Source organism: Vibrio sp. 1069 (assembly GCF_033340555.1).
On sequence record NZ_JAWOWP010000006.1, the window covers coordinates 88,960 to 112,953 of the forward strand.

Genomic DNA, 23,994 nt, shown 5'->3' on the forward strand with positions numbered 1-23,994 from the left:
ACGTAATAACTAATGACGCTATAAAGTTTTTTGTTATTATCAGATAATTGTCAGTAGTACATGGACTTAACCGTAGTCACTTCATGGGAATCTTGGAATCCGATATTCAGTCGCAGCTGCATCAGCTGAGTTGTCAACTTGACCAACTCAGACTGACTCATCGTGATACTTCACTCAAATTCAAACGTGAACAACAAGTTCTTAAACGCGTTGTGGCATCATTGTCTTCAGCTTGCCAGGGTTCGAACACTCAGGTATCCAACTACCTATTTGAAATCCAACAAGAGCTGCAACATCAAAAAGATATCAGCACTCTTATCCCGCGTTTAGCGGTATTAGAGAGGATGCTCAAACAGCAGTCGAAGACGATGGATAAACAGAACGGTTACCTTGACGAACAAATCAAGCACAGTGGTGAAACACTGCAACGTGTCACTGGCTTACCTGCGCAGTTAAAACGTGAACTACGGAACCTGATGAGTTTCTCTGAAGTTCACGCCAGCAATAAAGCTGATCAAGCCACTAAGCTACTGAGTATTTACGAACGCGCTCTGAAAATCATTACGTCTAATTCACGTCTACATCTTAGTGAATTTGAAAACAATCCTGACAGATCTCAACTTGAATGCTTGGCCAGCGACCTTCAACATACTATTACAGAGCTGGATTTCGAGGGAGAATCAGGCGATAGATTGCTGGATATTCGCGCTAAGTTGCTCCTTGGCGTGAGTGCCGAGTCTCTCATTGAGCTTACGCTCTCAACGCTGAAATTGGTTGTCGAAGCAACAAAGTTCGAGCGCGAGGCGTCTAGCCAATTCCTTGATCAGCTGAACACTTCTCTCGCAAGTAACCTAAAAACCGTTCATCAGAACGTCGACCAGCATCATACCTACTTTGAACACCGCCAAGAGCTCAACACAGAAATGAACAGCTTGGTTGAATTAAGCCAAAAGTCACTTAATCAAGCTCAAGATATCGCGGTTGTGAAAAAAGAAATCACGCCTCTTCTCGAAAAAATGGCGTCGCTGACAGAGCGACTGAAAATGACGGAAGAGCGAGAGCAAGCGCTGCAAGAGCGGTTAAGTTACAGTAAGAACCAACTCGAAGCGGTATTTGAAACTACGCAAGATTATCGTCGACGCTTAGATGACCAAGCTCAGCGTATGTTGCTCGACCCGCTGACTAAAGTTTATAACCGCACTGCATTTAACGATCGACTAGAGCTAGAGTATCGCCGTTGGATTCGCTCTCAGCAAAACCTTCGTGTTGTGCTATTTGATGTAGACAACTTCAAAGCGGTGAATGATAGCTATGGTTATACGGCTGGCGATAAAGCGCTGAAGATCATCGCTCGTACTATTAACAAGCGCGTATCAGAAACGGAAACAGTGGCTCGCTTTGGTGGCGAGGAGTTTATTCTACTCGTCCCGGAACAATCTGAAGAATACACACTGGATCTGATTAAGCATATCCAGCGTGATATTAGCCAATTACCCTTTAAGTTCCGTGAGCAAAATATCATGATTACCTTAGCTGCTGTATCGACGTCTTTCAAAGAGTCCGATACGCCAGAGTATGTGCTCGATCGTCTTGGCAAGATGCTTGCGGACGCTAAAAAACGTGGAACAAACCAGCTTAACTGGAGCTAAGATTCGTACAAAAAGCGAGCAAACAAACCAAATTTGGTGCAATCTACGCTTTATAACCACCCATTTTCAACGAGTTATCACATTTCTTCCCTTTTAGTCTGCTAAGCTGTAAAAAACCAAGTCACTTCAAGATGATGTATTTATAAAAGGCAAATGTATCATCTTGAGGTTGCTTGGGAGTTGATAACCATAAAACCAAATCGGCCAACTACCTTTCATCAAACCATACGTATAACACCAAAAAGGTAAGTTGGTACTTTCCCTCAAATTAATGCAACACAAGGAGGCGTTATGATTACCCATATAAGCCCCGCTGGTAGCATGGACTTGCTATCTCAACTAGAAGTAGAGCGCTTAAAGAACACAGCCTCGAGTGAACTTTATCAGCTGTACCGTAATTGCACATTAGCGGTGTTGAACTCCGGTAGCCATACCGATAACTCGAAAGAACTGCTCGATAAATACCAATCGTTTGATGTCAACGTCGTGCGTCGTGAGCGTGGTATTAAGCTTGAGCTGACTAATCCGCCAGAGCACGCTTTTGTTGACGGCGAAATAATTAAAGGTATCCAAGAGCATCTGTTCTCCGTATTGCGTGATATCGTTTACGTAAACATGCATTTGGCAGACGCCCAGCGGCTCAACCTTACTAACCCAATTCACATTACGAACCTCGTGTTCGGCATTCTTCGTAATGCCAGAGCATTAACTCCAGGTATCGCACCGAATCTTGTCGTATGTTGGGGTGGTCACTCTATCAATGGAGTGGAGTATCAGTACACACGTGAAGTGGGTAACGAACTGGGCCTGCGTGAACTTAACATCTGCACAGGTTGCGGCCCTGGTGCAATGGAAGGGCCGATGAAAGGTGCAGCAATTGGGCACGCAAAGCAACGTTATACTCAGCAACGTTATCTTGGTTTAACCGAACCCTCGATTATTGCGGCCGAGCCACCAAACCCAATAGTAAATGAGCTGGTCATCATGCCCGACATCGAAAAGCGCTTGGAAGCTTTCGTCCGTATGGCTCATGGTATCGTTATTTTCCCAGGTGGCCCGGGCACAGCGGAAGAGCTACTGTACATTCTTGGCATCATGATGCACCCGGATAACGCCGATCAGCCAATGCCTATCGTATTAACAGGACCAAAAGAGAGTGAAGAGTACTTCCGCTCTATTGATGAGTTCATTCGCGACACACTTGGTGAGGAAGGGCAAAAGCACTACGAGATCATCATTGACGACCCGGCAGAAGTCGCTCGTATTATGAAACGCTCCATGGACTCGGTACGCCTTCACCGAAAAGAGAAAGGCGATGCGTACAGCTTTAACTGGTCATTGAAAATTGAGCCAAACTTCCAACTGCCATTTGAACCTACTCATGAGTCGATGGAACAATTGGATTTAAGCCTAGATCAAGAACCGCAAGTTTTAGCGGCCAACTTGCGTCAAGCCTTCTCTGGCATAGTGGCAGGTAACGTAAAGGCTGAAGGTATTCGAGAAATAGAACGTAGAGGGCCTTTCACCATTCATGGCGACGCAGTCCTCATGAAAAAACTCGATAAGTTGCTAAAAGACTTTGTCGAACAGCACCGAATGAAATTACCTGGCGGTTCAGACTACGAACCGTGTTATCGAATCGCTCACCCGGAAATTGGTGGTCGATAGTCAGGCTAGCATTCGTTACACTAGGGGCATTACGCCCCTTTTTTATTGCTAAGTCATTATGTCTATTCATCTTGTTATCATTGATGCCCTAAACCTGATCCGCCGAGTGCACTCAGCACAACCAGATCCAACCGACATAGCAAGAACCATAACCACAACGCAAAGAACCCTCACTCGCATTCTGTCAGAGGCCAACCCGACACACATCATCGCAGTTTTTGATCACCACGAACAAGACAGAGGTTGGCGCGCTGAAATTCTCCCTGACTATAAGCAAAACCGAAAACCAATGCCTCTGCCACTACTGCAAGGGTTAGATGCGATTCAACAAGCGTGGTGGGAGCAAGGTATTGATTCATTGCTGTCTGAAGGCGATGAAGCAGATGATTTGGTTGCTACACTCGCAACGAAAGTGGCCAGCCATGGTGAAAAAGTCACCATCGTTTCGACTGACAAAGGTTACTGCCAGCTACTTTCCCCTACCCTACAAATCCGTGATTATTTCCAACATCGTTGGTTAGATGAACCATTTATCGAAAAAGAGTTCGGCGTAAAACCAAGTCAACTAGCGGATTACTGGGGATTGACAGGGATAAGCTCTAGCCAGGTTCCGGGCGTACCTGGAATTGGCCCGAAAGCAGCGAAAGAGATTCTCACTCAGTTTGAGAGTATTGAAGCTGCCTACGCTAGTGAAGATCTCGTACCGAAATACCGTAAAAAATTGGATGAGCACATTGAGTCTGCTCGTTTATGTAAACGCGTCGCCGCTTTAAAGTGCGATATAGAACTAGGCTTTAACTTGCAAGATATTCGCTTTTTAGGGCCAAACAAAGCGGAGTAGTGTCCGATGGTAGTTTCACACCATGAAATCCGGCAGATATTAAAAAAGCGCCATTTGAAGGCGCTTTTTCTATTCTAATCACTATTCCCAAAAGACTCGGGGAATAAAGTTAGTAAGGTGAAATATTCGACAGACATTGGATATGAATCGTGATCTCTTCACGATCATGATACAAATGTTTAGCTTGTAGCTTGAACTTTACCTTATTATCAATGAGGAACTGCTTCAGATTTTCAAGATCTTGCAGCACTTCGTCATAACGCCCTTTCATTGGCAGCTTAAGGTTAAAGATAGCCTCTTTTGCCCAACCTTTTAACAGCCACTGTCCCATCAGGTGAGCAACACGAGCAGGCTTTTCCACCATGTCACAAACAATCCATGTTACGTTCTTGCGGTCTGGTTCGAACTTAAAACCATCCACCATATGGTGTTTGATCTGGCCAGTTTCCATCAAACTGTCTGCCATCATGCCGTTATCAACGCAGTGAACGAACATTGAGCGCTTCACTAATTGGTACGTCCAACCGCCTGGACATGCACCTAAATCCACACCCCACATACCTGGTGCCAAACGCTCATCCCACTCTTCACGTGGAATAAAGACATGAAATGCTTCTTCCAGTTTAAGTGTTGAACGACTTGGGGCGTCTGCTGGGAATTTAAGGCGAGGGATACCCATGAAGAACTGTGAGTTGTTGTCAGTGTAAGAGTAACCAACGTAACAGTGGCCAGGCTCAACAAAGCAAATGTGCAGTACTGGTTTTTTCGCGTTATCTTTGTTCAGCATTAAGCCTTTGCCGCGCAACGCTTGACGCATTGGGACGGTAAACTTACGGCAGAATTTCAGTAGCTCTTTCGCTTCATTTGTATCTGGCGTTTCAATTCTCAAATCACCACAACGAGGGAATGCTTCGATGTCTGCTAGTTCATTCAAAATTGGACTAATTCGGTCATCACTTGGCAACGATTGAAACTCAGCTGCTACCGCAAACATTTGTCGAGCAAAAATTAAAGACTTAAAGTCTAAACCTCTCGCAAGTTTGTCGGCATCTCCATCTTGGTAACACTCGAAGACAACATAACCTGAGTTTCTCTTCACACGAGGGAAGCCATACACTTCCAACTGTGTCGCTTTGTCCTGAATTTCACCAGCACACTCTTTCTCAAAGCCAGAACGGCAATAGAGCATTAGTTGTTTCACTTGGAGACCTCTTTGATATTGAACGCAGCAAAAAAGAACAGACACCAACCAATCATGAACAGTAATCCTCCCACAGGAGTAATTGGCCCAAACCACTTAATGCCCGTCAGCGCCAGCGCGTAAAGACTGCCGCTAAAACAAAAGATGCCGATAATAAAGCAAATCGCCGCAATGAAAAAATATTTTTGTGCTTTTTGTCCCAAATTGAGCAGAAGCAGAATGGCACAAAACACAATCGCCAACGTGTGAATAAATTGATACAGAACTCCGGTCTCAAATACACCGAGCAAATAAGGGGCCAGTGTCGCTTTTAGCCCATGAGCAGCAAATGCTCCAAGAGCGACCGAAAGCAGCCCAGACAGACCAGAGAATGAGAGTAACCACTTACTTTTCACTGTACACCTCTTTTATAAACGCCGCTAACTGCTCTATCGCGAGTGCAATGTTACCCACTTCAGTATGACCTGAGCTCTTGCGCGGTTTGAAGCTGTGGTCACCATCAGGTAAAAAGCTCACCGTTACTTGTGACGAAAGGACGAAATCATCGAATTCCTCACGCTTACCAAAGGTGTCTCGTTCCCCTTGCAGAATCAGCGTAGGTTTCTCAATGGTTGCTAAGTGCTCGCCTTTGTATTTCTCTGGCTTTCCTGGCGGGTGAAATGGAAACCCTAAACAGGCAATGCCCGACACCAGCTCATTTTCAGCCAACAAGCTCGACATACGACCGCCCATTGACTTACCACCAATAACCACGGGAGAAGAAGTAAAGTGAGCGATCACTTCGCTGTATGCTTCGAGCAACTTTGGCGCGCGATCGGGCGGACGCTTTTTGCCATCTTCCGAACGTTTCACCATGTAAGGGAAATTAAAACGCACTACACGAATACCTTGCTCCACTAATCCTTTGGCGACCGCTGTCATGAAATCATGCTCCATCCCCGCACCTGCGCCGTGAGCAAAAATAAACAGCGGTCCGTTTTCAGGTCCCTCAGCTATCCAGTGATTCATCCAATACTTCCTCTTGTTCTTTTCTCGCGGTTGCTAACATCCAGTCTCTAAACGTTGCGATTCGGCCCATATCTGCCTGCTGTTCATGACACACCACATAGAATGCATTCTTAGATATCAACACCTCGTCGAATGGTGCAATGAGTCGTCCGGCTTCCATTTCAGGTTTGGCGAGTACGTTGTTACCGAGCGCGACCCCCTGACCGTGCGCAGCAGCCTGTAGCACCATCGTTGAGTGACTAAAAATAGGACCGTGGTTTACGTTGATGCCTTCAATGTTGTAATGACGAGCAAACTGCTTCCAGTCTTTACGCGAAGTATCGTGTAACAAAGTATGTAATTTGAGGTCACTTAAAGATTCTAATGGTTTGTTACCCAAAAGTAATGAAGGTGAACAAAGTGGGATCAAAAACTCTTGGTACAATTTATCTGCTCGCAAACCTGGCCAGTTCCCACGGCCATAGTAGATCGCCACATCAACATCATCAGTCAGTGAGCCTTCATCCATATCTACGGCTTTAATACGTACATCGATATCGGGCTCTTGAGCATTAAAATCGGCCAAACGAGGTACAAGCCATTGGATAGCAAAACTCGGCGGTAGGCTAATCGTCAATGCCCCTTTTTCGCTACGTTCCAACACCTTATCTGTCGCTTCCGCAATCGAGGTGAAAATATCTTTGATATCGAGAAAGTAACTTTGGCCTTCTTCTGTTAACAACAAAGAACGATTACGTCGACGGAAGAGCTTCAATGATAAGAACTCTTCAAGCGCTTTAATCTGGTGACTGACCGCGGCTTGAGTAACAAATAACTCTTCTGCTGCTCGTGTAAAACTGAGATGACGAGCAGCCGCTTCGAAGACTCGAAGCGAATTTAATGGAGGCAATCTGCGAGACATATGGGACCTCTAATAGGATTAGTTTTTTTAATCTGAAACATTATAAAATGTCCGTTGTCGAACAGCCAGATAAATTCTATATTTCACCCCGAAACACGGGCCTGAACGGCTTGATTTCTTTGGAAATCAATTGGCTTCGTTGTTGCGATGTTGTGTTTGCAAACTCGTATTTCGAGTTAGGTAGATTTCTACCATAATGTTTTGTCCACACTCCCTGTGACAAAACATATACTTCCTGTATTTATTTTTGACCTGTCTGTCAAATTTGTTACACCGCCTAAATTAGGCGGTGTTTTTTTATCTATCAAAAATCTCATCCGCATATCTGGCAGCAATATCACTTTATTACTCTTCTTTCGGATTAATTATCGTTATATCAACACAAAGTGTATGGCTTTGCGATGAGCCTCAACATTATGCTAAGTAATGGTTGTCTGTAACGCGATCAAAAACAAAAAAGGCGCAAATTGATGTCTCAATTTGCGCCTTTTAACGTATTTTATCAGTCAGCTATGGACGGTAAACTTTTACGTTGCTGAAGCCTTGCTCTTGCAAGTAAAGCGCTTGCAGACGGCTCATCACACCGCGGTCACAGTAAAGTAGGTATGTCATAGACTGGTCTAAGTCACCAAACTGTGTACCCAGCTTGTAGAAAGGGATATGTTTCACATCCACACCTTCGATTTCAAGTGGGTTATCGTCTTCCTCTTCAGGACTACGAATATCTAGCACAACCGCGTGCTCTTCTACCGCTTGAACTTGCTCTACTTCTGGTGCGGCTTGCTCAGACTCTTTCGCGATATCACGAATGTCCATCATGCGAGCTTCTTGAACCACTTGCTCAAGGATACTAAAGTCGAATTTCTCTTCTTCAGCTTCTAGCTTGCCTTTCACCGCTTTCACGGTTGGCTTCTTAGAGATAACACCACAGTATTCTGGCATTGTCTTTGCGAAATCTTCTGTGCCGATTTCACGTGCTAGATTGATGATGTCTTCTTTATCCCAGTTGATAAGTGGACGCAGAATCAGCGTGTCAGTTACGTTATCGATGTGGCGTAGATTGGTTAGCGTTTGGCTCGATACTTGACCTAGTGCTTCACCTGTTACCAATGCTTCGATCTTCATCTTCTGAGCGATCATGCCTGCTGCACGCATAAACATACGCTTCAAGATCACGCCCATTTGGCCGTCATCGACTTTCTCTAGGATTTCCGCAACCACAGGCTCGAAATCAACTGAGATAAAACGTACTTTTGCTGAAGAACCGTATTTGTTCCATAGGTAGTGAGAAACCTGCTTAACGCCGATTTCGTGTGCTGGACCACCTAAGTTAAAGAAGCAGTAATGTACTTTTGAACCACGCTTGATATGAAGATAGCTTGAAACACCAGAATCGAAACCACCCGAGATCAGGCTTAACACGTCTTCTTGCGTACCCAGAGGGAAACCACCTAGGCCTTTATGACGAGACAATACTTGGTTTAGCTTGTCGTTCGAGACTTCTACCTTGATCGTCACGTCTGGGTTTCGTAGCTTAACACTAGCGCTTTCAATCGCTTGATTTAAACCACCGCCTACATAACGCTCTAGTTCAATGGAGGTAAAGTCATGCTTGCCACGACGCTTCGCACGTACAACAAAGGTTTTATTTTCGAGTGCAGCACGGTTGAGTTCTAGCACTTGCTCGAAGATATCGTGCAAGTCTTTAAATTCAGTTTGCTTCACTTCCAGTACGTGGTGAATGCCTGGTGTATGAGTCAAAACCTCAAGAACTTCAGCGTGGAATTCGTTACTCTCAGAGGTCACTTCAATGTGATCACGACGGTTAAATACCGCGACAGACTCCGTGCGGCTCTTAATGATGTTACGAATGTTGCACTCTAAAATCTTTGTGAAGCGCTTACGCACAGATTCACTTTTTACAAAAATTTCTGGATGGGGCTTTACAATAAATTTCATAGTCTAATTCGCAGGTTAGTTTCGCAATCAACAAAGAGTGACACTCAACTTCAATACTTCATACGCAGTAAAACCGCGTTTCAGTCACAAAAAGTAGTCTGAGCTCACTTTTAAGGCGCAAGATTATACACCCAAGCGGATTGGAAAAACAAAAAAAGCGAGCAATCTGCTCGCTTTCTTATCTCTTTACTGACTTAAAACTAAAGCCTAGTTATTGAATTACTGGCACTTCTTCACTGTAGAGAGGCTCGCCTTGCATAATGCTGATTTCAACCCGTCGGTTAAGCGCACGATTTTCATCAGAATCATTCGGTAACAAGGGCTCCGTATCCGCCATACCCCGCACTCTCAAACGTTGATGAGAGAAGCCTCTCACTTTCTCCATCTCTTGCGCGACTGATACTGCACGCTGAGAAGAGAGATCCCAGTTAGAACGATAAAGTTCCGAGTCTAGCGGTCGATTGTCTGTATGGCCAGATACTCGAACAATGCCTGGCACGTCTTTTACTAGCTCTGCAATCTGACGAACTAAAGGACGAAACTTAGGCTGCAAGAAGGCCGAACCTTCTGGGAATGCACCTTTTTCACGCATACGTATAACAATCTGCTGACCGAGGTTTTCAACTTCAATGGCGCCTTGTTCAATCTCTCGCTCTAAGGCTTTCTTGATGCTTTCCATCAAGGTTTCCATCTCTTGCGACATCTCTTTAGATTGCTGTTGCTGCATGTCCGCTTCGGCAGATTCATTGTTTTGAGTTGACGTTTCTGGCGATTGCCCACCCGTTAACTTGCCTTCATCACGTTTTGTGCCACCAGCTCGATCAGACTCCCCTTCATGAAATTCGAGCGTCTGCTGAGTGATGTCCATGGTTTGCTGCATGATGACATCAATCGGAGTTGGTTCCGGCCGACCCGGTCGAAACTCTTGGGCAATAATGCTAGTACCTTTAGGAATGTCTTTCACTTCAAGCTGATTTTGCACACCGAAGGCAAATTTCATTGATCCTGCAATTTGTTTGAACTTCAGTACATCCATCTCAGAAAACGAGAGCAGAAGAACAAAGAAACACATCAGTAGCGACATCAAATCTGCGAATGTCCCCATCCATAACGGGAGGCCAGGTGGCGGACAATCGCATTTGTTATCTTCATCATCCATCACGACTCTCCAAGTTACTCGTCAATCTCAAGGGCACGTTTACCTTCATTGAGGTAGTTCTTCAAGTAACTATCGATCACTCGCGGGTTTTGGCCATCTTGAATCGCTAATACGCCATCCATGATCAAACGGCGATTTAGCGTTTCTTGGTCACGGCGAAGAGAAAGCTTATCCGCAATAGGGAAAAACACCATATTGGACAGGATCGCGCCATACAATGTGGTCAAGAGTGCAACGGCCATTGCTGGTCCAATCGCTTTAGGGTCATCCATGTTTGAAAGCATCGCAACAAGACCAACCAAGGTGCCAATCATTCCCATTGCAGGAGCAACGTCGCCAAAGGCGCGAAATACACCAGTACCTTGCGTATGTCGTTCATCCGTAAGCGCGATGTCTTTTTTGAGTGCCGCTCTCACAACGTCGGCATCATGGCCATCAACCAGTAGATCAATGCCTTTCTGCATGAATGTGTTGTTTATTTCCATCTCTTCAAGAGCAAGAAAACCACCTTTACGCGCCGCATCGGCCATTTCCACAATTTTTGCGATCAGGTCTTCGGGTTCATCCGCTTTAAACATGAAAGCTTTGCCTGCAATCTTTGTCGCACCAAAAAACTGTCCCATTGTGAACTTCATCAACACGACGAATATTGAGCCACCAACGACAATAAGGATCGACGTGACATCGACAAACATGCCGATGCTGCCACCAAGCACCATCGCCATAATGACGAATGCAAAACCACCAATCAAACCTAATAGGGTTGCTAAATCCACAAAGCACTCCTCACGCTATACTCAAATACTGCCATTGGGCGGATTATTACCTGTATCGACAACTCGCGCAGAATTTTTAGAAAAATCTTAGCTAATGGATCACAAATTACACCTAACAACCTCAACCAAAATATGGGGTTTCACCGCTTAGACTCGTTGAACGCTAATTTTGTGACAATTATATAAGGTTAAATTTGACCAAGTTACTAGGCTAAGGTAACTTTCGTGCATCTTACCCGAGGCTTGATTAAGGCAGAAAAAAGATGGCGGTCAAGAAACCAGAAAACATGACCTTTGAAGCAACCATTGAAGAGCTTGATAGCTTGGTTGATCAATTAGAAAATGGCGATCTTGCTCTAGATGATGCCCTGCGTAAGTTTGAACGAGGCATTGCCTTAGCTCGTGCAGGCCAAACTAAATTAAGCGACGCCGAACAGCGCGTGAGCATTCTTCTTAATGAAGATGATGAAGCACCACTGAGTGACTTCAAACCAGATTCAGAATAACAATCAGTAGTGAGCAATGTGATGCAACAGACATTGACGTCTTTTCAACAAAGAAACAATCAGCAATTGAATTTGTGGCTCGATCAGCTTCCATATCAAGAGCAGCCATTGATTCAAGCAATGAAATACGGCCTTTTGCTAGGTGGAAAACGCGTTCGCCCTTTTCTTGTTTACATCACAGGTCAAATGCTCGGCTGTAAACCTGAAGACTTAGACACCCCCGCCGCTGCTATCGAATGTATACATGCCTACTCACTCATTCATGATGATCTGCCAGCCATGGACGATGATGAACTGCGTCGAGGTCAACCAACTTGTCATATTAAGTTTGATGAAGCAACCGCAATACTGACAGGTGACGCACTACAAACTCTTGCCTTCACTATTATTGCTGATGGTCAATTAAGCCCGGCGGCTGAAGCTCAACGCATCAGCATGATCAAAGCCTTAGCGCATTCCTCTGGTGCCAGCGGCATGTGTGTAGGGCAAGCCTTAGATTTAGGCGCGGAAAATCGCCAAGTTTCTCTTGAAGAAATGGAAGAGATACACCGTAAAAAAACCGGAGCTCTGATTGATTGTGCGGTAAAATTAGGTGCATTAGCTGCTGGTGAGAAAGGTATCGAGGTTCTACCTCACTTGGAGCGCTACTCAAAAGCAATTGGTTTGGCGTTTCAGGTTCAAGACGATATTCTTGATATCATCAGTGACACAGAAACACTGGGTAAGCCTCAAGGTTCCGACCAAGGTCTGAATAAGAGCACTTATCCTTCCCTGCTGGGTTTAGAGGGAGCCATAGAGAAAGCTCACACTCTGTTACAGGAAGCACTTCAAGCATTGGAAGCTATCCCATACAATACTCAGTTACTCGAAGAGTTCGCCCGATATGTCATCGAGCGCAAAAATTAACACTATAAGCGCGCATTTATATGACTCTTGATATTTCAAAGTACCCAACACTGGCGTTAGCAAATACACCGGAAGAATTACGTCTTCTTCCGAAAGAAACATTACCAAATCTGTGTGATGAACTGCGAACGTATCTGCTAAATTCAGTGAGCCAATCTAGCGGACACTTAGCGTCTGGCTTAGGCACCGTAGAGCTAACTGTCGCTCTGCATTATGTTTACAACACCCCTATCGACAAATTGATTTGGGATGTTGGTCATCAGGCTTACCCGCACAAAATCCTCACCGGACGTCGCGATAAAATGCCAACAATTCGCCAAAAGGATGGTCTACACCCTTTCCCTTGGCGTGAAGAAAGTGAATATGACACGTTGTCTGTCGGTCACTCTTCGACATCTATCAGTGCAGGTCTTGGCTTGGCCATCAGCGCACAAAAAGAAGGCAAAGGCCGTAAAATTGTCAGTGTGATTGGCGATGGCGCAATTACAGCAGGCATGGCATTCGAAGCCATGAACCACGCTGGCGACGTTCATCCTGATATGTTGGTGATTTTGAACGACAACGAAATGTCTATTTCAGAAAACGTCGGCGCCCTGAATAACCACCTTGCAAAAGTACTTTCTGGTAGCTTGTACACTTCTATCCGTGAAGGCGGTAAAAAAGTGTTGTCTGGTGTTCCACCTATTAAAGAGTTGGTTCGCCGTACGGAAGAACACCTAAAAGGCATGGTGGTGCCTGGTACTCTGTTCGAAGAGTTCGGCTTTAATTACATTGGCCCGGTTGATGGGCACGACGTCAATGAACTCGTCAAAACGCTGAAAAATATGCGTGAGCTCAAAGGTCCTCAATTCCTACACATCATGACCAAGAAAGGCAAAGGTTATGAGCCTGCCGAGAAAGATCCTATCGGCTACCATGCAGTGCCGAAGTTCGCACCGGCAAACAATAGCTTACCGAAGAGCAGTGGCGGTAAGCCAACTTACTCAAAGATCTTCGGTGACTTTTTATGTGACATGGCGGCCCAAGATCCTAAGCTAATGGCAATTACGCCAGCAATGCGCGAAGGATCAGGTATGGTGCGTTTCTCAAAAGAGTACCCAGACCAATACTTTGATGTGGCGATTGCTGAGCAGCACGCAGTGACACTGGCAACAGGCATGGCAATTGCGGGCGATCATCCAATCGTTGCTATCTATTCGACTTTCTTGCAACGTGGTTATGACCAATTGATCCACGACATCGCGATCATGGACTTACCAGTGATGTTTGCGATCGACCGCGCAGGTCTCGTTGGCGCAGATGGTCAAACTCACCAAGGTGCGTTCGATTTGAGCTTTATGCGCTGTATTCCGAACATGGTGATCATGGCGCCAAGCGACGAAAACGAGTGCCGACAAATGCTTTACACTGGCCATAAGCATTCTGGCCCGAGTGCGGTTCGATACCCTCGTGGTAGCGGCATGGGCGTAGAAATCGAAACTGAGTTTACGGCGTTAGAAATCGGTAAAGGGCGCATGGTTCGCCAAGGTGAAAAAGTTGCTATTCTGAACTTTGGTACTTTCTTGGGCAACGCGCTAGAAGCGGCAGAATACCTTAACGCCACTGTTGCTGATATGCGCTTTGTGAAGCCGCTCGATGAGGCATTGATTCGTCAACTAGCCGCAGATCATGACGTGCTCGTGACGTTAGAAGAAAATGTTATTGCGGGTGGTGCTGGCGCTGGTGTCGTTGAGTTCATGATGAAAGATAAAATCATTAAACCTGTGTTGAACCTAGGTTTACCAGATGAGTTTATTCATCAGGGAACACAAGATGAACTGCATGAAGAGCTTGGTCTCGATGCAAAAGGAATTGAAAAATCCATCTTGGATTATTTAGCAAAATAGAATGTAAAAAGGGATGTTCATAGCATCCCTTTTTTTACGTTCAGTGTTTAGTTCATCCAGCCCGCATATTTTGCGACTAGAAACAGGGCAACACCGGCCATAACTCCCGCCACGATATCATCAACCATAATACCCAGCCCACCGTGAACTCGCTTATCTAGCCACCCAATTGGCCAAGGTTTTACCATATCGAAAAAACGAAATAAGATGAAGCCAGTGATCAACCACTTCCATTCAGTGAGTGGAATATTCAGTGCAGGTACAATGCTCATCGTAATCCAAAAGCCTGCAAACTCATCCCATACGATTGAACCATGATCATGAACTTTCATGTCTGCAGAGGTCACTTGGCATATTTGAATGCCGATCACACACGAAATCAGAACAACAATGACATACGCCGTAAATGGTAATTGTGCCAACAACAAAAAGAAAGGCACGGCCGCCAGTGTGCCCATTGTTCCAGGGATAAACGGGGATAATCCACTGCCAAAACCCGTCGCCAATAGATGCCACGGGTTCTTTAATGAAATCAGAGAAAGAGGGTTGGTCATATCCTTAAACCTATACTGCTAGTTTGGTTTCAATCGTCATGCCTGTGAGTTGCTCAATAGTAACAGGCTCTTGGCTAGAGCTTAGCTTAGATCATTTAAAGTGGTCGAAGCCACTTAAGTCCCAATCAAGTAGTTGATTGTTATCATGCAGCTCGAAGGTTCCATTTGGTCGGATTTGACCAATACATGTGACCTTACAGCCAGTATGAGATAAAGCGCTTTGTAACGAGCCTCGATTTTGCTCCGGCACGGTAAAACACAACTCGTATTCTTCGCCACTTGCTAAAGCATACTGCTGCGCGCTGATCTTATCATCTAAAAACTGAACTAATTCTGAAGAGATCGGTAGCTGAGAGACATCAATACTAACCCCAACCTGAGATCGCTGTAAAATGTGCTTAATATCAGAGATTAAACCATCTGAAATATCTATCGCCGACGAGGCTAAGCCAACAAGAGCTTGTCCAGCAAGCACACGCGGAGAACTAAGGTAATGAGCTCGCTCTAGTGCTTCCGCGCCGGCTCTGCTGCGCAGAGAGTCATCTAGAATCACATCCAAGCCAGCTTTTGCATCGCCAAGGTTTCCCGTTACATATACCCAATCCCCAGGCTTGGCTCCGGATCGCGTGAGCGCTTTGTCTTCAGGTACAAAACCTTGCACCGTGAGTGTCAGACACAGTGGCCCTTTGGTGGTATCACCGCCTATTAACTGAATACCATAGTAATCAGCCAGTTCGAAAAATGCATCACAGAAAGGAGCAAGCCATTTTTCATCTGGCTCAGGCATCGTTAATGCAAAGCTCACCCACGCAGGCGTTGCGCCCATCGCTGCCAAATCACTGATGTTAGAAGCCAATGCTTTGTGTGCGACCCATGCTGGGTTCGCGTCGGCTAAGAAATGCGTTCCAGCTACCAATGTATCCGTGCTAATCGCAATCTGAACATTAGCTGGCGCTTTGACCAAAGCACAATCATCACCAGCGGCTAGATGGACATCTTTACGTTGGCTCTGACGACCGACGAAGTACTTGTCTATCAGATTAAATTCACCAGACATAATTCACTTACTTTTTGATGTAAAAGCTTTTGATACAAAAAAGGTCAGCATGTGCTGACCTTTTCATTGAAGAAATCGTTATTTCTTACGAATGTGAGGTGCTGCTTTATCAAGTACACCATTCACAAACTTGTGGCTATCTTCTGCTGCGAAAACTTTTGCAAGTTCAATCGCTTCATTGATAACAACTTTGTAAGGAACATCTTCGCGACGAGTCATCTCGTACATAGCAAGGCGAAGAAGAGCAAGTTCCATCATATCTAAATCCTGCATAGGACGAGAGATGTATGGACGAATTTTGCTATCTAGCTCAGCGTGGCTAAGTACAACACCGCTTAATAGTTCACGGAAGTAAGCTACGTCTGTCTCTGGAGCAGCAAGCGCTGGCTCAGATGCATGAAGTTCTTCTTCATCGTATTTGTCGCCAGACAAAAACTGTTCTTCAATCTTGGCAACATTCTCTTTAGTAATTTGCCATGAGTAGATCGCCTGTAGAGCGAATTGACGTGCGTTACGACGTGCGGCTGGTTTCACACTGGCCCCCATTAGGAATCAATTTCAGATAGTACATTAATCATTTCAAGTGCGCTTAGTGCAGCCTCTGCACCTTTATTACCAGCCTTGGTTCCTGCGCGTTCAATCGCTTGATCGATCGTATCAACAGTCAAAACACCAAATGCTACTGGAATGCTGAATTCCATAGACACTTGTGCTAGACCTTTGTTCATTTCACTACAAACATAGTCAAAGTGAGGCGTTCCACCGCGAATAACAGACCCTAGAGAAACAATAGCGTCGAATTTGCCAGTTTTAGCAACACGCTGAGCTACTAGAGGTAGTTCTACGGCACCTGGACAACGCACAACCGTGATGTTGTCTTCGCTTACTTGTCCGTGACGCTTTAGTGTATCGATCGCACCAGAAAGTAGGCTTTCGTTAATAAAACTGTTGAAACGAGAAATAACGATAGCAATTTTTGCATTTGGCGCTGGGAAGCCACCCTCGATCACTTTCATAAGCTTTCCTTTAACTCTATTTATAAGTGAAATATGTTCATCAAGTGAGAATCGCCGGATTCTAGCACAAATTTGTGAGCAATATCTAATGGAAATTGGAGGCAAATCACCGGTTCCTAGCCATTGACGAGTTAAGCACGTCAAAGACTAGGAACTTATTGTTCGGTTGTTACTCGCAGACGTACTCAACAACGTTCAGACCAAAACCACCTAACGCGTGGTACTTTTTGTTGGTCGATGACAGAAGACGCATATCATGTACACCGAGATCCGCAAGAATCTGTGAACCAACGCCAACACGGCGAGACGTGCCTTGTTTTTTAGCAAGCGTTGGTGCTTCACCTTTGTCTTGCGCTTCGAACATCTTCACGCGATGAATAAGTAGATCAGTCGATTCTTCATGGCCAAGAACAACCAACACACCGCCCTCTTCACCAATGCGTTTCATTGCCTTATCTAGTGTCCAGCTGCGCTCTGCATTACGATCGCTACGTAGTAAGTCGGTAAAAACGTCTTGAAGATGTACGCGAACCAGTGGCGCTTTTTCTTTCAAATCGCCCTTGCACATTGCGTAGTGCACTTGGTTATCAATGGTGTCTTTGTAAGTGACTAACGTGAACTCACCAAACTCTGTCGGTAACTTGCACTCTGCCACACGTTCAATCGTTGTCTCAGTGTTATTGCGGTACTCAATTAGGTCGGCAATAGTGCCCAATTTAATACCGTGCTTCTCTGCAAAGATCTCTAGATCTGGGCGACGAGCCATCGTGCCGTCGTCATTTAAGATCTCAACAATCACCGATGCTGGCTCTAAACCAGCAAGACGAGCCAAATCACAGCCAGCTTCAGTGTGACCTGCGCGAGTCAGTACACCGCCGTCTTGAGCTGCGAGAGGGAAGATGTGACCAGGCTGCACCAAATCCGCAGCTTTAGCGTTTGGCGCGACTGCTGCTTGAACGGTACGTGCGCGATCTGCGGCTGAAATACCAGTCGTTACCCCTTCTGCTGCCTCAATCGAAACAGTAAAGTTGGTGGTGTATTGCGCATTATTGTCTTGCACCATTGGTGGCAGACCTAGACTTTCGCAACGATCTTTGGTCATGGTTAAACAAATCAGGCCACGGCCATAGGTTGCCATAAAGTTGATGGCTTCCGGCGTAATATGCTCGGCAGCCATGATCAAGTCACCTTCATTCTCGCGGTCTTCATCATCCATTAGGATGACCATTTTGCCTGCGCGAATATCATCAATAATTTCTTGTGGCGTACTGATTGGCATAGTCTGTTATCCCGTTATTCTAAATTTGTTATTGCGACAGCAATGAAAAATTACGTTGCAGTGAATGCTAGTTAGGTCAATAGTTTGAGCTTTGCATTAAGCAAGTCAATGAATCTCGCGGTGTTCTGTGAGTCTGCTCTTTATCGCATGCCTCACGCAGCCACTCCCAAGACTTATGCAAAACCGTTTTGCTGTAAAAAGTCCATCGTGATACGAGACTCGGCCTTATCTTCTTGTTGTCCTTGCAGTAAACGCTCCATATAACGCGCAAGTACATCAACTTCTAAGTTGACTTTGCGCCCCACTTGAAACTGGTCAATCGTAGTTTCTTCACTCGTATGAGGAACGATCGTCAGCTTAAAAGCATTTTTACGTAAGTCGTTGACGGTTAGGCTAATACCATCAACAGTAATCGAGCCTTTCTCTGCAACGTACTTGCTAATTTCCGCAGGCATTGCAACCCAAAACTCTATCGCACGGCCAACTGAATTGCGTTCGACAATTTCACCAACCCCATCGACATGGCCAGAAACGATATGTCCACCCAATCGCGTTGTTGGCAACATGGCTTTTTCTAGATTCACCTTATCGCCTACTTGGTAATCAGCAAACCCAGTTTTCTTCAAGGTTTCTAATGACAGATCAGCACTGTAATAGTGGCTTCCGAAGTCAACTACCGTTAAGCAAACTCCATTGGTCGCAATGCTATCGCCTAACTTAACGTCTGACATATCAAGCGTACCCGTTTCAACCGTGACGGTGATGTCTTCGCCCTTCGGCGTAATCGCAGCTAACTTGCCAACTGCTTCTACTATTCCTGTAAACATACTATTTCTTATCTAATTTCATTACGTTTTATGGTGGCGGTGATGCGAATGTCTACCCCAACCATACGAACGTCTGTAATGTTTAAATCTATGACGTCAGCCATAGCGCTTAACCCTAAAGCACCGATAAGCCCCCGACCATCGCTGCCCATGAGTTTTGGCGCAAGGTAAACAATGAGCTCATCTACAAGATTAGCCTTTATCATCGCACTCGCTAGCGTAGCTCCAGCTTCAACCCATAAGTGATTGATGTGGTGCTCATCCGAGATACGTTTTAATGTCGTTGATAAGTCAATTTGGTCAGCGCTGTCCAATAGAGGGATACAGTCTCCATCAGAGCGAATAATAACTCGCTCTCCATCGATGTGGAACAGCTTGAGCGCACCCGTTAAATGGTTCTGACGGTCTAAGATTACACGTACTGGTTGACGAAGTTCTTCTCGTAAATACTGCGCTTGAACACTGGTAGGTAAGTCATCCCAACGCACATTGAGTGACGCATTATCATCAATCACCGTTTTGCTGGTAGAGAGAATACCACCACTCATCGCTCGATAACGCTGCACATCTTGGCGGGCCGCAGGGGAGGTGATCCATTGGCTCTGACCATTATTGAGTGCGCTTTGCCCATCCAAACTGGCTGCCATTTTTAATTGAACAAACGGCATGCCTGTGCGCATGTACTTTATAAAACCAGGGTTAAGGGCAAGGGCATCTTGCTCTAACAAGCCGATTTGTACTTCAATTCCGGCATCACGTAACATCTGGATGCCGCGACCTGCAACTTTCGGGTTTGGGTCTACCATGGCGCAAACCACACGTGCCACTTTGGCTTTAATCAGCCCTTCGGCACATGGCGGTGTACGACCGTAATGAGAGCAAGGTTCTAGCGTCACATAAGCGGTTGCACCAACTGCTTTTTCACCCGCCATGCGCATCGCGTGCACTTCGGCATGCGGCTCACCAGCACGATGGTGATAGCCTTCACCGACAATTTCTTCATCACGAACGATGACACACCCTACATTTGGATTAGGGGCGGTGGTATAAATGCCACGTTTCGCTAACTTAATAGCTCGTGACATCATGGCGAAATCTAAATCAGAAAACGCTCTTTCAGGAGTGTGTTGAGTCATGAGCTACTCAGTCTTCTAGGCGGGCAATCTCTTCGCCAAACTCGCGAATATCTTCAAAGCTGCGGTAAACGGAAGCGAAACGAATGTAAGCCACCTTATCGAGCTCTTTGAGCTGGTCCATGACTAAATTACCAATCATTTCACTCGGAACCTCTCGCTCACCCGTCGCACGCAGTTGTGATTTGATCATACTGATCGCTAACTCTATAGAATCGGCACTCACTGGGCGTTTCTCTAAAGCGCGTTGAATACCGCCAACCATTTTATCTTCATCAAATGGTTCACGGTTGCCATTCGATTTGATCACTTTAGGCATCACTAACTCTGCGCTTTCAAACGTAGTGAAACGCTCGCTACACGCCAAGCACTGACGGCGACGTCGAACTTGATGGCCATCAGCCACTAAGCGGGAATCAATAACTTTGGTATCGTTCTCGGAACAAAAAGGACAATGCATATCACCTCCATATCTATACCAAAATAACCTCATGAGCAATCACGGAAACCACGCGTTCATGGTTATACGGACTCTATTAAAGCTATTTGGGTATAACGCTTTCAAACCGAAATAAAAGCTCATGTAGTGTAGCGGAATTGGTATGTTAGACAAAACAAAAAGGGGCGCAAAGGCCCCTTTTTCACTCAAGATCTCGTCGAATGTGTTAACTGCGTGCTAAGTAGTTCGCTTTACCAACCCACTTGTAGCTAGTTAGCTCTTCTAAGCCCATCGGACCGCGTGCATGTAGCTTTTGCGTAGATACTGCGACTTCTGCGCCAAGGCCAAATTGCGCACCGTCTGTAAAGCGCGTTGAAGCATTCACGTAAACCGCCGCCGAACCGACAGAATTGATGAACAGTTCTGAGTTTTCCAAGCTATTGGTCATGATCGCATCTGAGTGGCTCGCGTTATGGACACGCATATGATCAATGGCATCTTTCACATCAGACACAACTTTTACACCAAGAGTGTAGCTCAACCATTCCGTATCAAAGTCACCTTCAACAGCATCGCGAATTTGTGTTGCTTGAGCCATCAGTGCTTTTGCCTTAGGCTCTGTCACGAAGGTCACTTTATCGTTCATGCGCTCTACGATCATTGGTAGGAATTGCGCTGCAATTTTTTCATGCACGAGCAGCGTATCTAATGAGTTACACGCAGATGGACGTTGAACTTTAGAGTTCTCAACCACATTCAGGGATTTCTTTAGATCAGCGGATTCGTCGACAAAGATATGGCTGATACCAAAGCCACCAATAATCACCGGAATCGTGCTGTTTTCTTTACACATTTTGTGTAGGCCAGCACCACCGCGTGGAATGATCATGTCGACGTAATCGTCCAACTTAAGCAATTGAGAAACAAGCTCACGATCTGGTTTTTCAATGTACTGCACAGAAGCGGCTGGAAGGTTCGCCTTTGCGAGCGCAGACTGAATAACCTTCACTAATTCCATATTCGAGAAAAAGGTCTCTTTGCCACCACGTAAAATGCTTGCGTTGCCGGTTTTCAAGCACAACGCTGCAATATCAATGGTTACGTTTGGACGCGCTTCATAAATTACGCCCACGACACCAAGCGGCACACGACGACGAGACAGTGACATCCCATTTTCCAGTACCTTACTGTCTATTTCGCTGCCTACAGGATCGTTCAAGCTAATGACGTTGCGAACATCATTCGCAATTGCAGTCAGTCGTTCTTCATTAAGCAAAAGGCGATCGAGCAGCGCATCGGTTAAACCCGCTTCACGGCCAAGTTCGATGTCTTTAGCGTTTGCCGCCAAAATAGCAGCAGAGTTTGCTTCTAGCTCATCAGCAATGATGGCTAATGCTTGGTTCTTTTGCGCAGTTGACGCTGTCGCTAATTCGAAAGCTGCATCTTTAGCAGCTTTACCCATATTCGTTAAATCCACTTTGCTTCCCTCTAATTCTATTCCTGAATGACGACCAAATCATCGCGGTGAATCACCTCAGAGCCATAATCATGACCCAAAATAGAGATGATATCTTTACTGTGCTTACCCGTAATTTTAGTTAGGTCATCACTTGAGTAGGCGCTGATGCCACGAGCCACCAACTTACCGTGAGCGTTTGTTACACGCGCCACTTCGCCTCGTGCGAAGTCACCACTAACTTTGATGACCCCTTTAGCAAGTAGGCTACTGCCCTTGCCGACCACAGCATTGACTGCACCATCATCAATAACGATGTCGCCCGATGCCGCAGGTCCCGCTAGAATCCAGCGTTTACGGTTCTCTAAGGCTTCAGCGCAAGGTAGGAAGCGCGTACCCTGAGGTTCAGCACTTAAAGAGTCAAAGATAACATTCGGCGCACTACCAGCAGCAATAATAACCTCGATACCTGCGCGGCGAGCGATGTCTGCGGCTTGCAGCTTCGTTGCCATACCACCAGTACCCAATGTTGTACCGCTTCCACCTGCGATTTTACGCAGCGTATCGTCGATGGTTTTTACTTCCTTGATAAGCTCTGCGTTCGGATCTTTACGAGGGTCAGCAGTAAACAGACCTTTTTGGTCCGTTAAAAGCAAGAGCTTATCTGCACCACATAAAATGCCTACCAAAGCGGAAAGGTTGTCGTTATCGCCAACTTTAATCTCGCTAGTCGCAACGGCATCATTTTCGTTTACGATAGGAACAATATCGTTCGCAACGAGCGCATTAATAGTGTCACGCGCGTTAAGGAATCGCTCACGATCTTCTAAATCGGCACGGGTTAGTAGCATTTGGCCGATCTTGATACCATAAATACCAAACAAAGACTCCCATGTTTGAATCAAGCGACTCTGCCCCACCGCGGCAAGTAACTGCTTACTCGCCATCTCGTTGGGCAATGCGGGGTAACCAAGATGCTCACGGCCTGCTGCAATCGCACCAGACGAAACCATTACGATTGAATGGCCTTGTTTTTTAAGCTCAGCACACTGGCGTGCTAACTCAACCATGTGTGCACGGTCGAGTGCCAGAGTGCCGCCTGTCAGCACACTTGTACCCAGTTTCACAACGACAGTTTGTGGTTGTGAAACAACTGCATTTTGTTGATTCGTTGTCATGATGTCTTCTGAAGTGAAAAACAAATAAAGAGAGGATGTTTTAACAATCAAATAGGGAATTAACAAGAGAAAAGGTGCGTTTTCGCACCTTTTTGTTTGGTATTAAATGAAAACAACCAAATTAAGCGAAATCGAAAGACTCCGTGTGATATTCGACTTCTAATTTGAAGTGTTCTTCTAAAGTATCAACCAGCTTTTGATGGAATGTGCTCTGCGTGAGATACACTTCCTCTACCACTTTTTTGGGAAGGGCTTCAGATACCCATTGCCCTTCTTTGTTGTACTTGCCAATATGATATTTAGCAGTAAAGCCTCCCTCGATGGATTCCAAATCCATCCACCAGCCCCAAAATTCACGCTTCTCAGGCGATTTTTTGTCGTCTACACATACAGATAAACAATCAAAATAATAGCGCCCTTCTTGCGATTGTGGTTCGCGCAGGTAAGGCCCTATCGCCTTCAACTTTGACATCAAGCGAAAGTGAGTCGGGCCCTGAATCGTCTCTGACATATGAATCTCCGTTTTCATAGTTAAAAGTAAACACCCAAGAATGATTATTATTTTTAATTATCATGAGCTTATTTTTTGCTCAGA

Annotated in this window: 24 protein-coding genes; 6 read left to right on the plus strand and 18 right to left on the minus strand. The window is 45.5% G+C overall.

Annotation, left to right across the window (positions count from 1 at the left end):
- Positions 1 to 83 precede the first annotated feature (83 nt).
- The 3 genes from R7040_RS11920 (at position 84) to xni (ending at position 4,158) form a co-directional block, all read left to right on the plus strand.
- Positions 84 to 1,649, plus strand: coding sequence for a sensor domain-containing diguanylate cyclase (locus R7040_RS11920; RefSeq protein ID WP_005381978.1), 1,566 nt, complete (start codon positions 84 to 86; stop codon positions 1,647 to 1,649).
- 291 nt (positions 1,650 to 1,940) lie between these two features.
- The gene (ppnN, locus tag R7040_RS11925; RefSeq protein ID WP_005383611.1) at positions 1,941 to 3,317 is read left to right on the plus strand and encodes a nucleotide 5'-monophosphate nucleosidase PpnN; all 1,377 of its coding nucleotides are present in this window, start codon (positions 1,941 to 1,943) and stop codon (positions 3,315 to 3,317) included.
- Between the two features lie 58 nt (positions 3,318 to 3,375).
- On the plus strand, positions 3,376 to 4,158 hold the full coding sequence (gene xni, locus R7040_RS11930) for a flap endonuclease Xni (RefSeq protein ID WP_005381982.1): 783 nt from the start codon (positions 3,376 to 3,378) through the stop codon (positions 4,156 to 4,158).
- 109 nt (positions 4,159 to 4,267) lie between these two features.
- Here xni and rlmM read toward each other — a convergent pair whose 3' ends face one another.
- The 7 genes from rlmM to pomA form a co-directional block, all read right to left on the minus strand.
- On the minus strand, positions 4,268 to 5,359 hold the full coding sequence (gene rlmM / locus R7040_RS11935; RefSeq protein ID WP_017820611.1) for a 23S rRNA (cytidine(2498)-2'-O)-methyltransferase RlmM: 1,092 nt from the start codon (positions 5,357 to 5,359) through the stop codon (positions 4,268 to 4,270).
- Complete coding sequence (locus R7040_RS11940; protein ID WP_047010151.1) at positions 5,356 to 5,754, minus strand: DUF423 domain-containing protein; 399 nt, start codon at positions 5,752 to 5,754, stop codon at positions 5,356 to 5,358. Before R7040_RS11940 ends, rlmM begins: the two co-directional genes overlap by 4 nt.
- Entirely contained in the window at positions 5,744 to 6,367 is a 624-nt protein-coding gene (locus tag R7040_RS11945) for an alpha/beta fold hydrolase (protein ID WP_053302995.1), read from the minus strand. The genes R7040_RS11940 and R7040_RS11945 overlap by 11 nt, the downstream gene beginning before the upstream one ends.
- Positions 6,348 to 7,268 carry a transcriptional regulator GcvA gene (locus R7040_RS11950; RefSeq protein ID WP_005383616.1) on the minus strand — a complete coding sequence of 307 codons (921 nt, stop codon included), beginning with the start codon at positions 7,266 to 7,268 and terminating at the stop codon, positions 6,348 to 6,350. Before R7040_RS11950 ends, R7040_RS11945 begins: the two co-directional genes overlap by 20 nt.
- Positions 7,269 to 7,778: 510 nt before the next feature.
- On the minus strand, positions 7,779 to 9,227 hold the full coding sequence (gene thiI, locus R7040_RS11955) for a tRNA uracil 4-sulfurtransferase ThiI (protein ID WP_053302994.1): 1,449 nt from the start codon (positions 9,225 to 9,227) through the stop codon (positions 7,779 to 7,781).
- 211 nt (positions 9,228 to 9,438) lie between these two features.
- Positions 9,439 to 10,386: a flagellar motor protein MotB gene (locus R7040_RS11960; protein WP_042521210.1), complete on the minus strand. Its 948-nt coding sequence runs from the start codon at positions 10,384 to 10,386 to the stop codon at positions 9,439 to 9,441.
- 14 nt (positions 10,387 to 10,400) lie between these two features.
- Complete coding sequence (gene pomA, locus R7040_RS11965; protein WP_005381564.1) at positions 10,401 to 11,162, minus strand: flagellar motor protein PomA; 762 nt, start codon at positions 11,160 to 11,162, stop codon at positions 10,401 to 10,403.
- 263 nt (positions 11,163 to 11,425) lie between these two features.
- On the opposite strand from pomA, the gene xseB reads away from it, so the two are divergent.
- The 3 genes from xseB to dxs are packed head-to-tail and all read left to right on the plus strand — an operon-like array spanning position 11,426 to position 14,460.
- On the plus strand, positions 11,426 to 11,668 hold the full coding sequence (xseB, locus tag R7040_RS11970; RefSeq protein WP_017635682.1) for an exodeoxyribonuclease VII small subunit: 243 nt from the start codon (positions 11,426 to 11,428) through the stop codon (positions 11,666 to 11,668).
- 21 nt (positions 11,669 to 11,689) lie between these two features.
- On the plus strand, positions 11,690 to 12,574 hold the full coding sequence (ispA, locus tag R7040_RS11975; RefSeq protein WP_033905843.1) for a (2E,6E)-farnesyl diphosphate synthase: 885 nt from the start codon (positions 11,690 to 11,692) through the stop codon (positions 12,572 to 12,574).
- A gap of 20 nt (positions 12,575 to 12,594) precedes the next feature.
- Positions 12,595 to 14,460, plus strand: coding sequence for a 1-deoxy-D-xylulose-5-phosphate synthase (gene dxs, locus R7040_RS11980; RefSeq protein ID WP_104975928.1), 1,866 nt, complete (start codon positions 12,595 to 12,597; stop codon positions 14,458 to 14,460).
- Positions 14,461 to 14,507: 47 nt separating this feature from the next.
- On the opposite strand, the gene pgpA is transcribed toward dxs, so the two are convergent.
- From pgpA to crl, 11 genes are all read right to left on the minus strand, one after another.
- Entirely contained in the window at positions 14,508 to 15,014 is a 507-nt protein-coding gene (gene pgpA, locus R7040_RS11985; protein ID WP_031780838.1) for a phosphatidylglycerophosphatase A, read from the minus strand.
- 91 nt (positions 15,015 to 15,105) lie between these two features.
- Positions 15,106 to 16,071, minus strand: coding sequence for a thiamine-phosphate kinase (gene thiL / locus R7040_RS11990; RefSeq protein ID WP_318081415.1), 966 nt, complete (start codon positions 16,069 to 16,071; stop codon positions 15,106 to 15,108).
- Between the two features lie 78 nt (positions 16,072 to 16,149).
- Positions 16,150 to 16,617: a transcription antitermination factor NusB gene (gene nusB / locus R7040_RS11995; RefSeq protein ID WP_005381571.1), complete on the minus strand. Its 468-nt coding sequence runs from the start codon at positions 16,615 to 16,617 to the stop codon at positions 16,150 to 16,152.
- Positions 16,617 to 17,087 carry a 6,7-dimethyl-8-ribityllumazine synthase gene (ribE, locus tag R7040_RS12000; RefSeq protein WP_005381572.1) on the minus strand — a complete coding sequence of 157 codons (471 nt, stop codon included), beginning with the start codon at positions 17,085 to 17,087 and terminating at the stop codon, positions 16,617 to 16,619. The genes nusB and ribE overlap by 1 nt, the downstream gene beginning before the upstream one ends.
- A 169-nt stretch (positions 17,088 to 17,256) precedes the next feature.
- On the minus strand, positions 17,257 to 18,366 hold the full coding sequence (gene ribBA, locus R7040_RS12005) for a bifunctional 3,4-dihydroxy-2-butanone-4-phosphate synthase/GTP cyclohydrolase II (protein ID WP_005381573.1): 1,110 nt from the start codon (positions 18,364 to 18,366) through the stop codon (positions 17,257 to 17,259).
- Between the two features lie 173 nt (positions 18,367 to 18,539).
- Positions 18,540 to 19,193, minus strand: a complete 654-nt coding sequence (locus R7040_RS12010; RefSeq protein ID WP_005383626.1) for a riboflavin synthase — start codon at positions 19,191 to 19,193, stop codon at positions 18,540 to 18,542.
- Between the two features lie 8 nt (positions 19,194 to 19,201).
- A complete protein-coding gene (gene ribD / locus R7040_RS12015) occupies positions 19,202 to 20,329 on the minus strand; it encodes a bifunctional diaminohydroxyphosphoribosylaminopyrimidine deaminase/5-amino-6-(5-phosphoribosylamino)uracil reductase RibD (RefSeq protein ID WP_318096874.1) in 1,128 nt (375 codons plus the stop codon).
- Positions 20,330 to 20,336: 7 nt separating this feature from the next.
- Entirely contained in the window at positions 20,337 to 20,786 is a 450-nt protein-coding gene (gene nrdR, locus R7040_RS12020) for a transcriptional regulator NrdR (RefSeq protein ID WP_005381578.1), read from the minus strand.
- 205 nt (positions 20,787 to 20,991) lie between these two features.
- Positions 20,992 to 22,242 carry a glutamate-5-semialdehyde dehydrogenase gene (locus tag R7040_RS12025; protein ID WP_054579047.1) on the minus strand — a complete coding sequence of 417 codons (1,251 nt, stop codon included), beginning with the start codon at positions 22,240 to 22,242 and terminating at the stop codon, positions 20,992 to 20,994.
- Between the two features lie 17 nt (positions 22,243 to 22,259).
- The gene (proB, locus tag R7040_RS12030; protein WP_005383771.1) at positions 22,260 to 23,399 is read right to left on the minus strand and encodes a glutamate 5-kinase; all 1,140 of its coding nucleotides are present in this window, start codon (positions 23,397 to 23,399) and stop codon (positions 22,260 to 22,262) included.
- 121 nt (positions 23,400 to 23,520) lie between these two features.
- Positions 23,521 to 23,910, minus strand: a complete 390-nt coding sequence (gene crl, locus R7040_RS12035; protein WP_258492743.1) for a sigma factor-binding protein Crl — start codon at positions 23,908 to 23,910, stop codon at positions 23,521 to 23,523.
- Positions 23,911 to 23,994 lie beyond the last annotated feature (84 nt).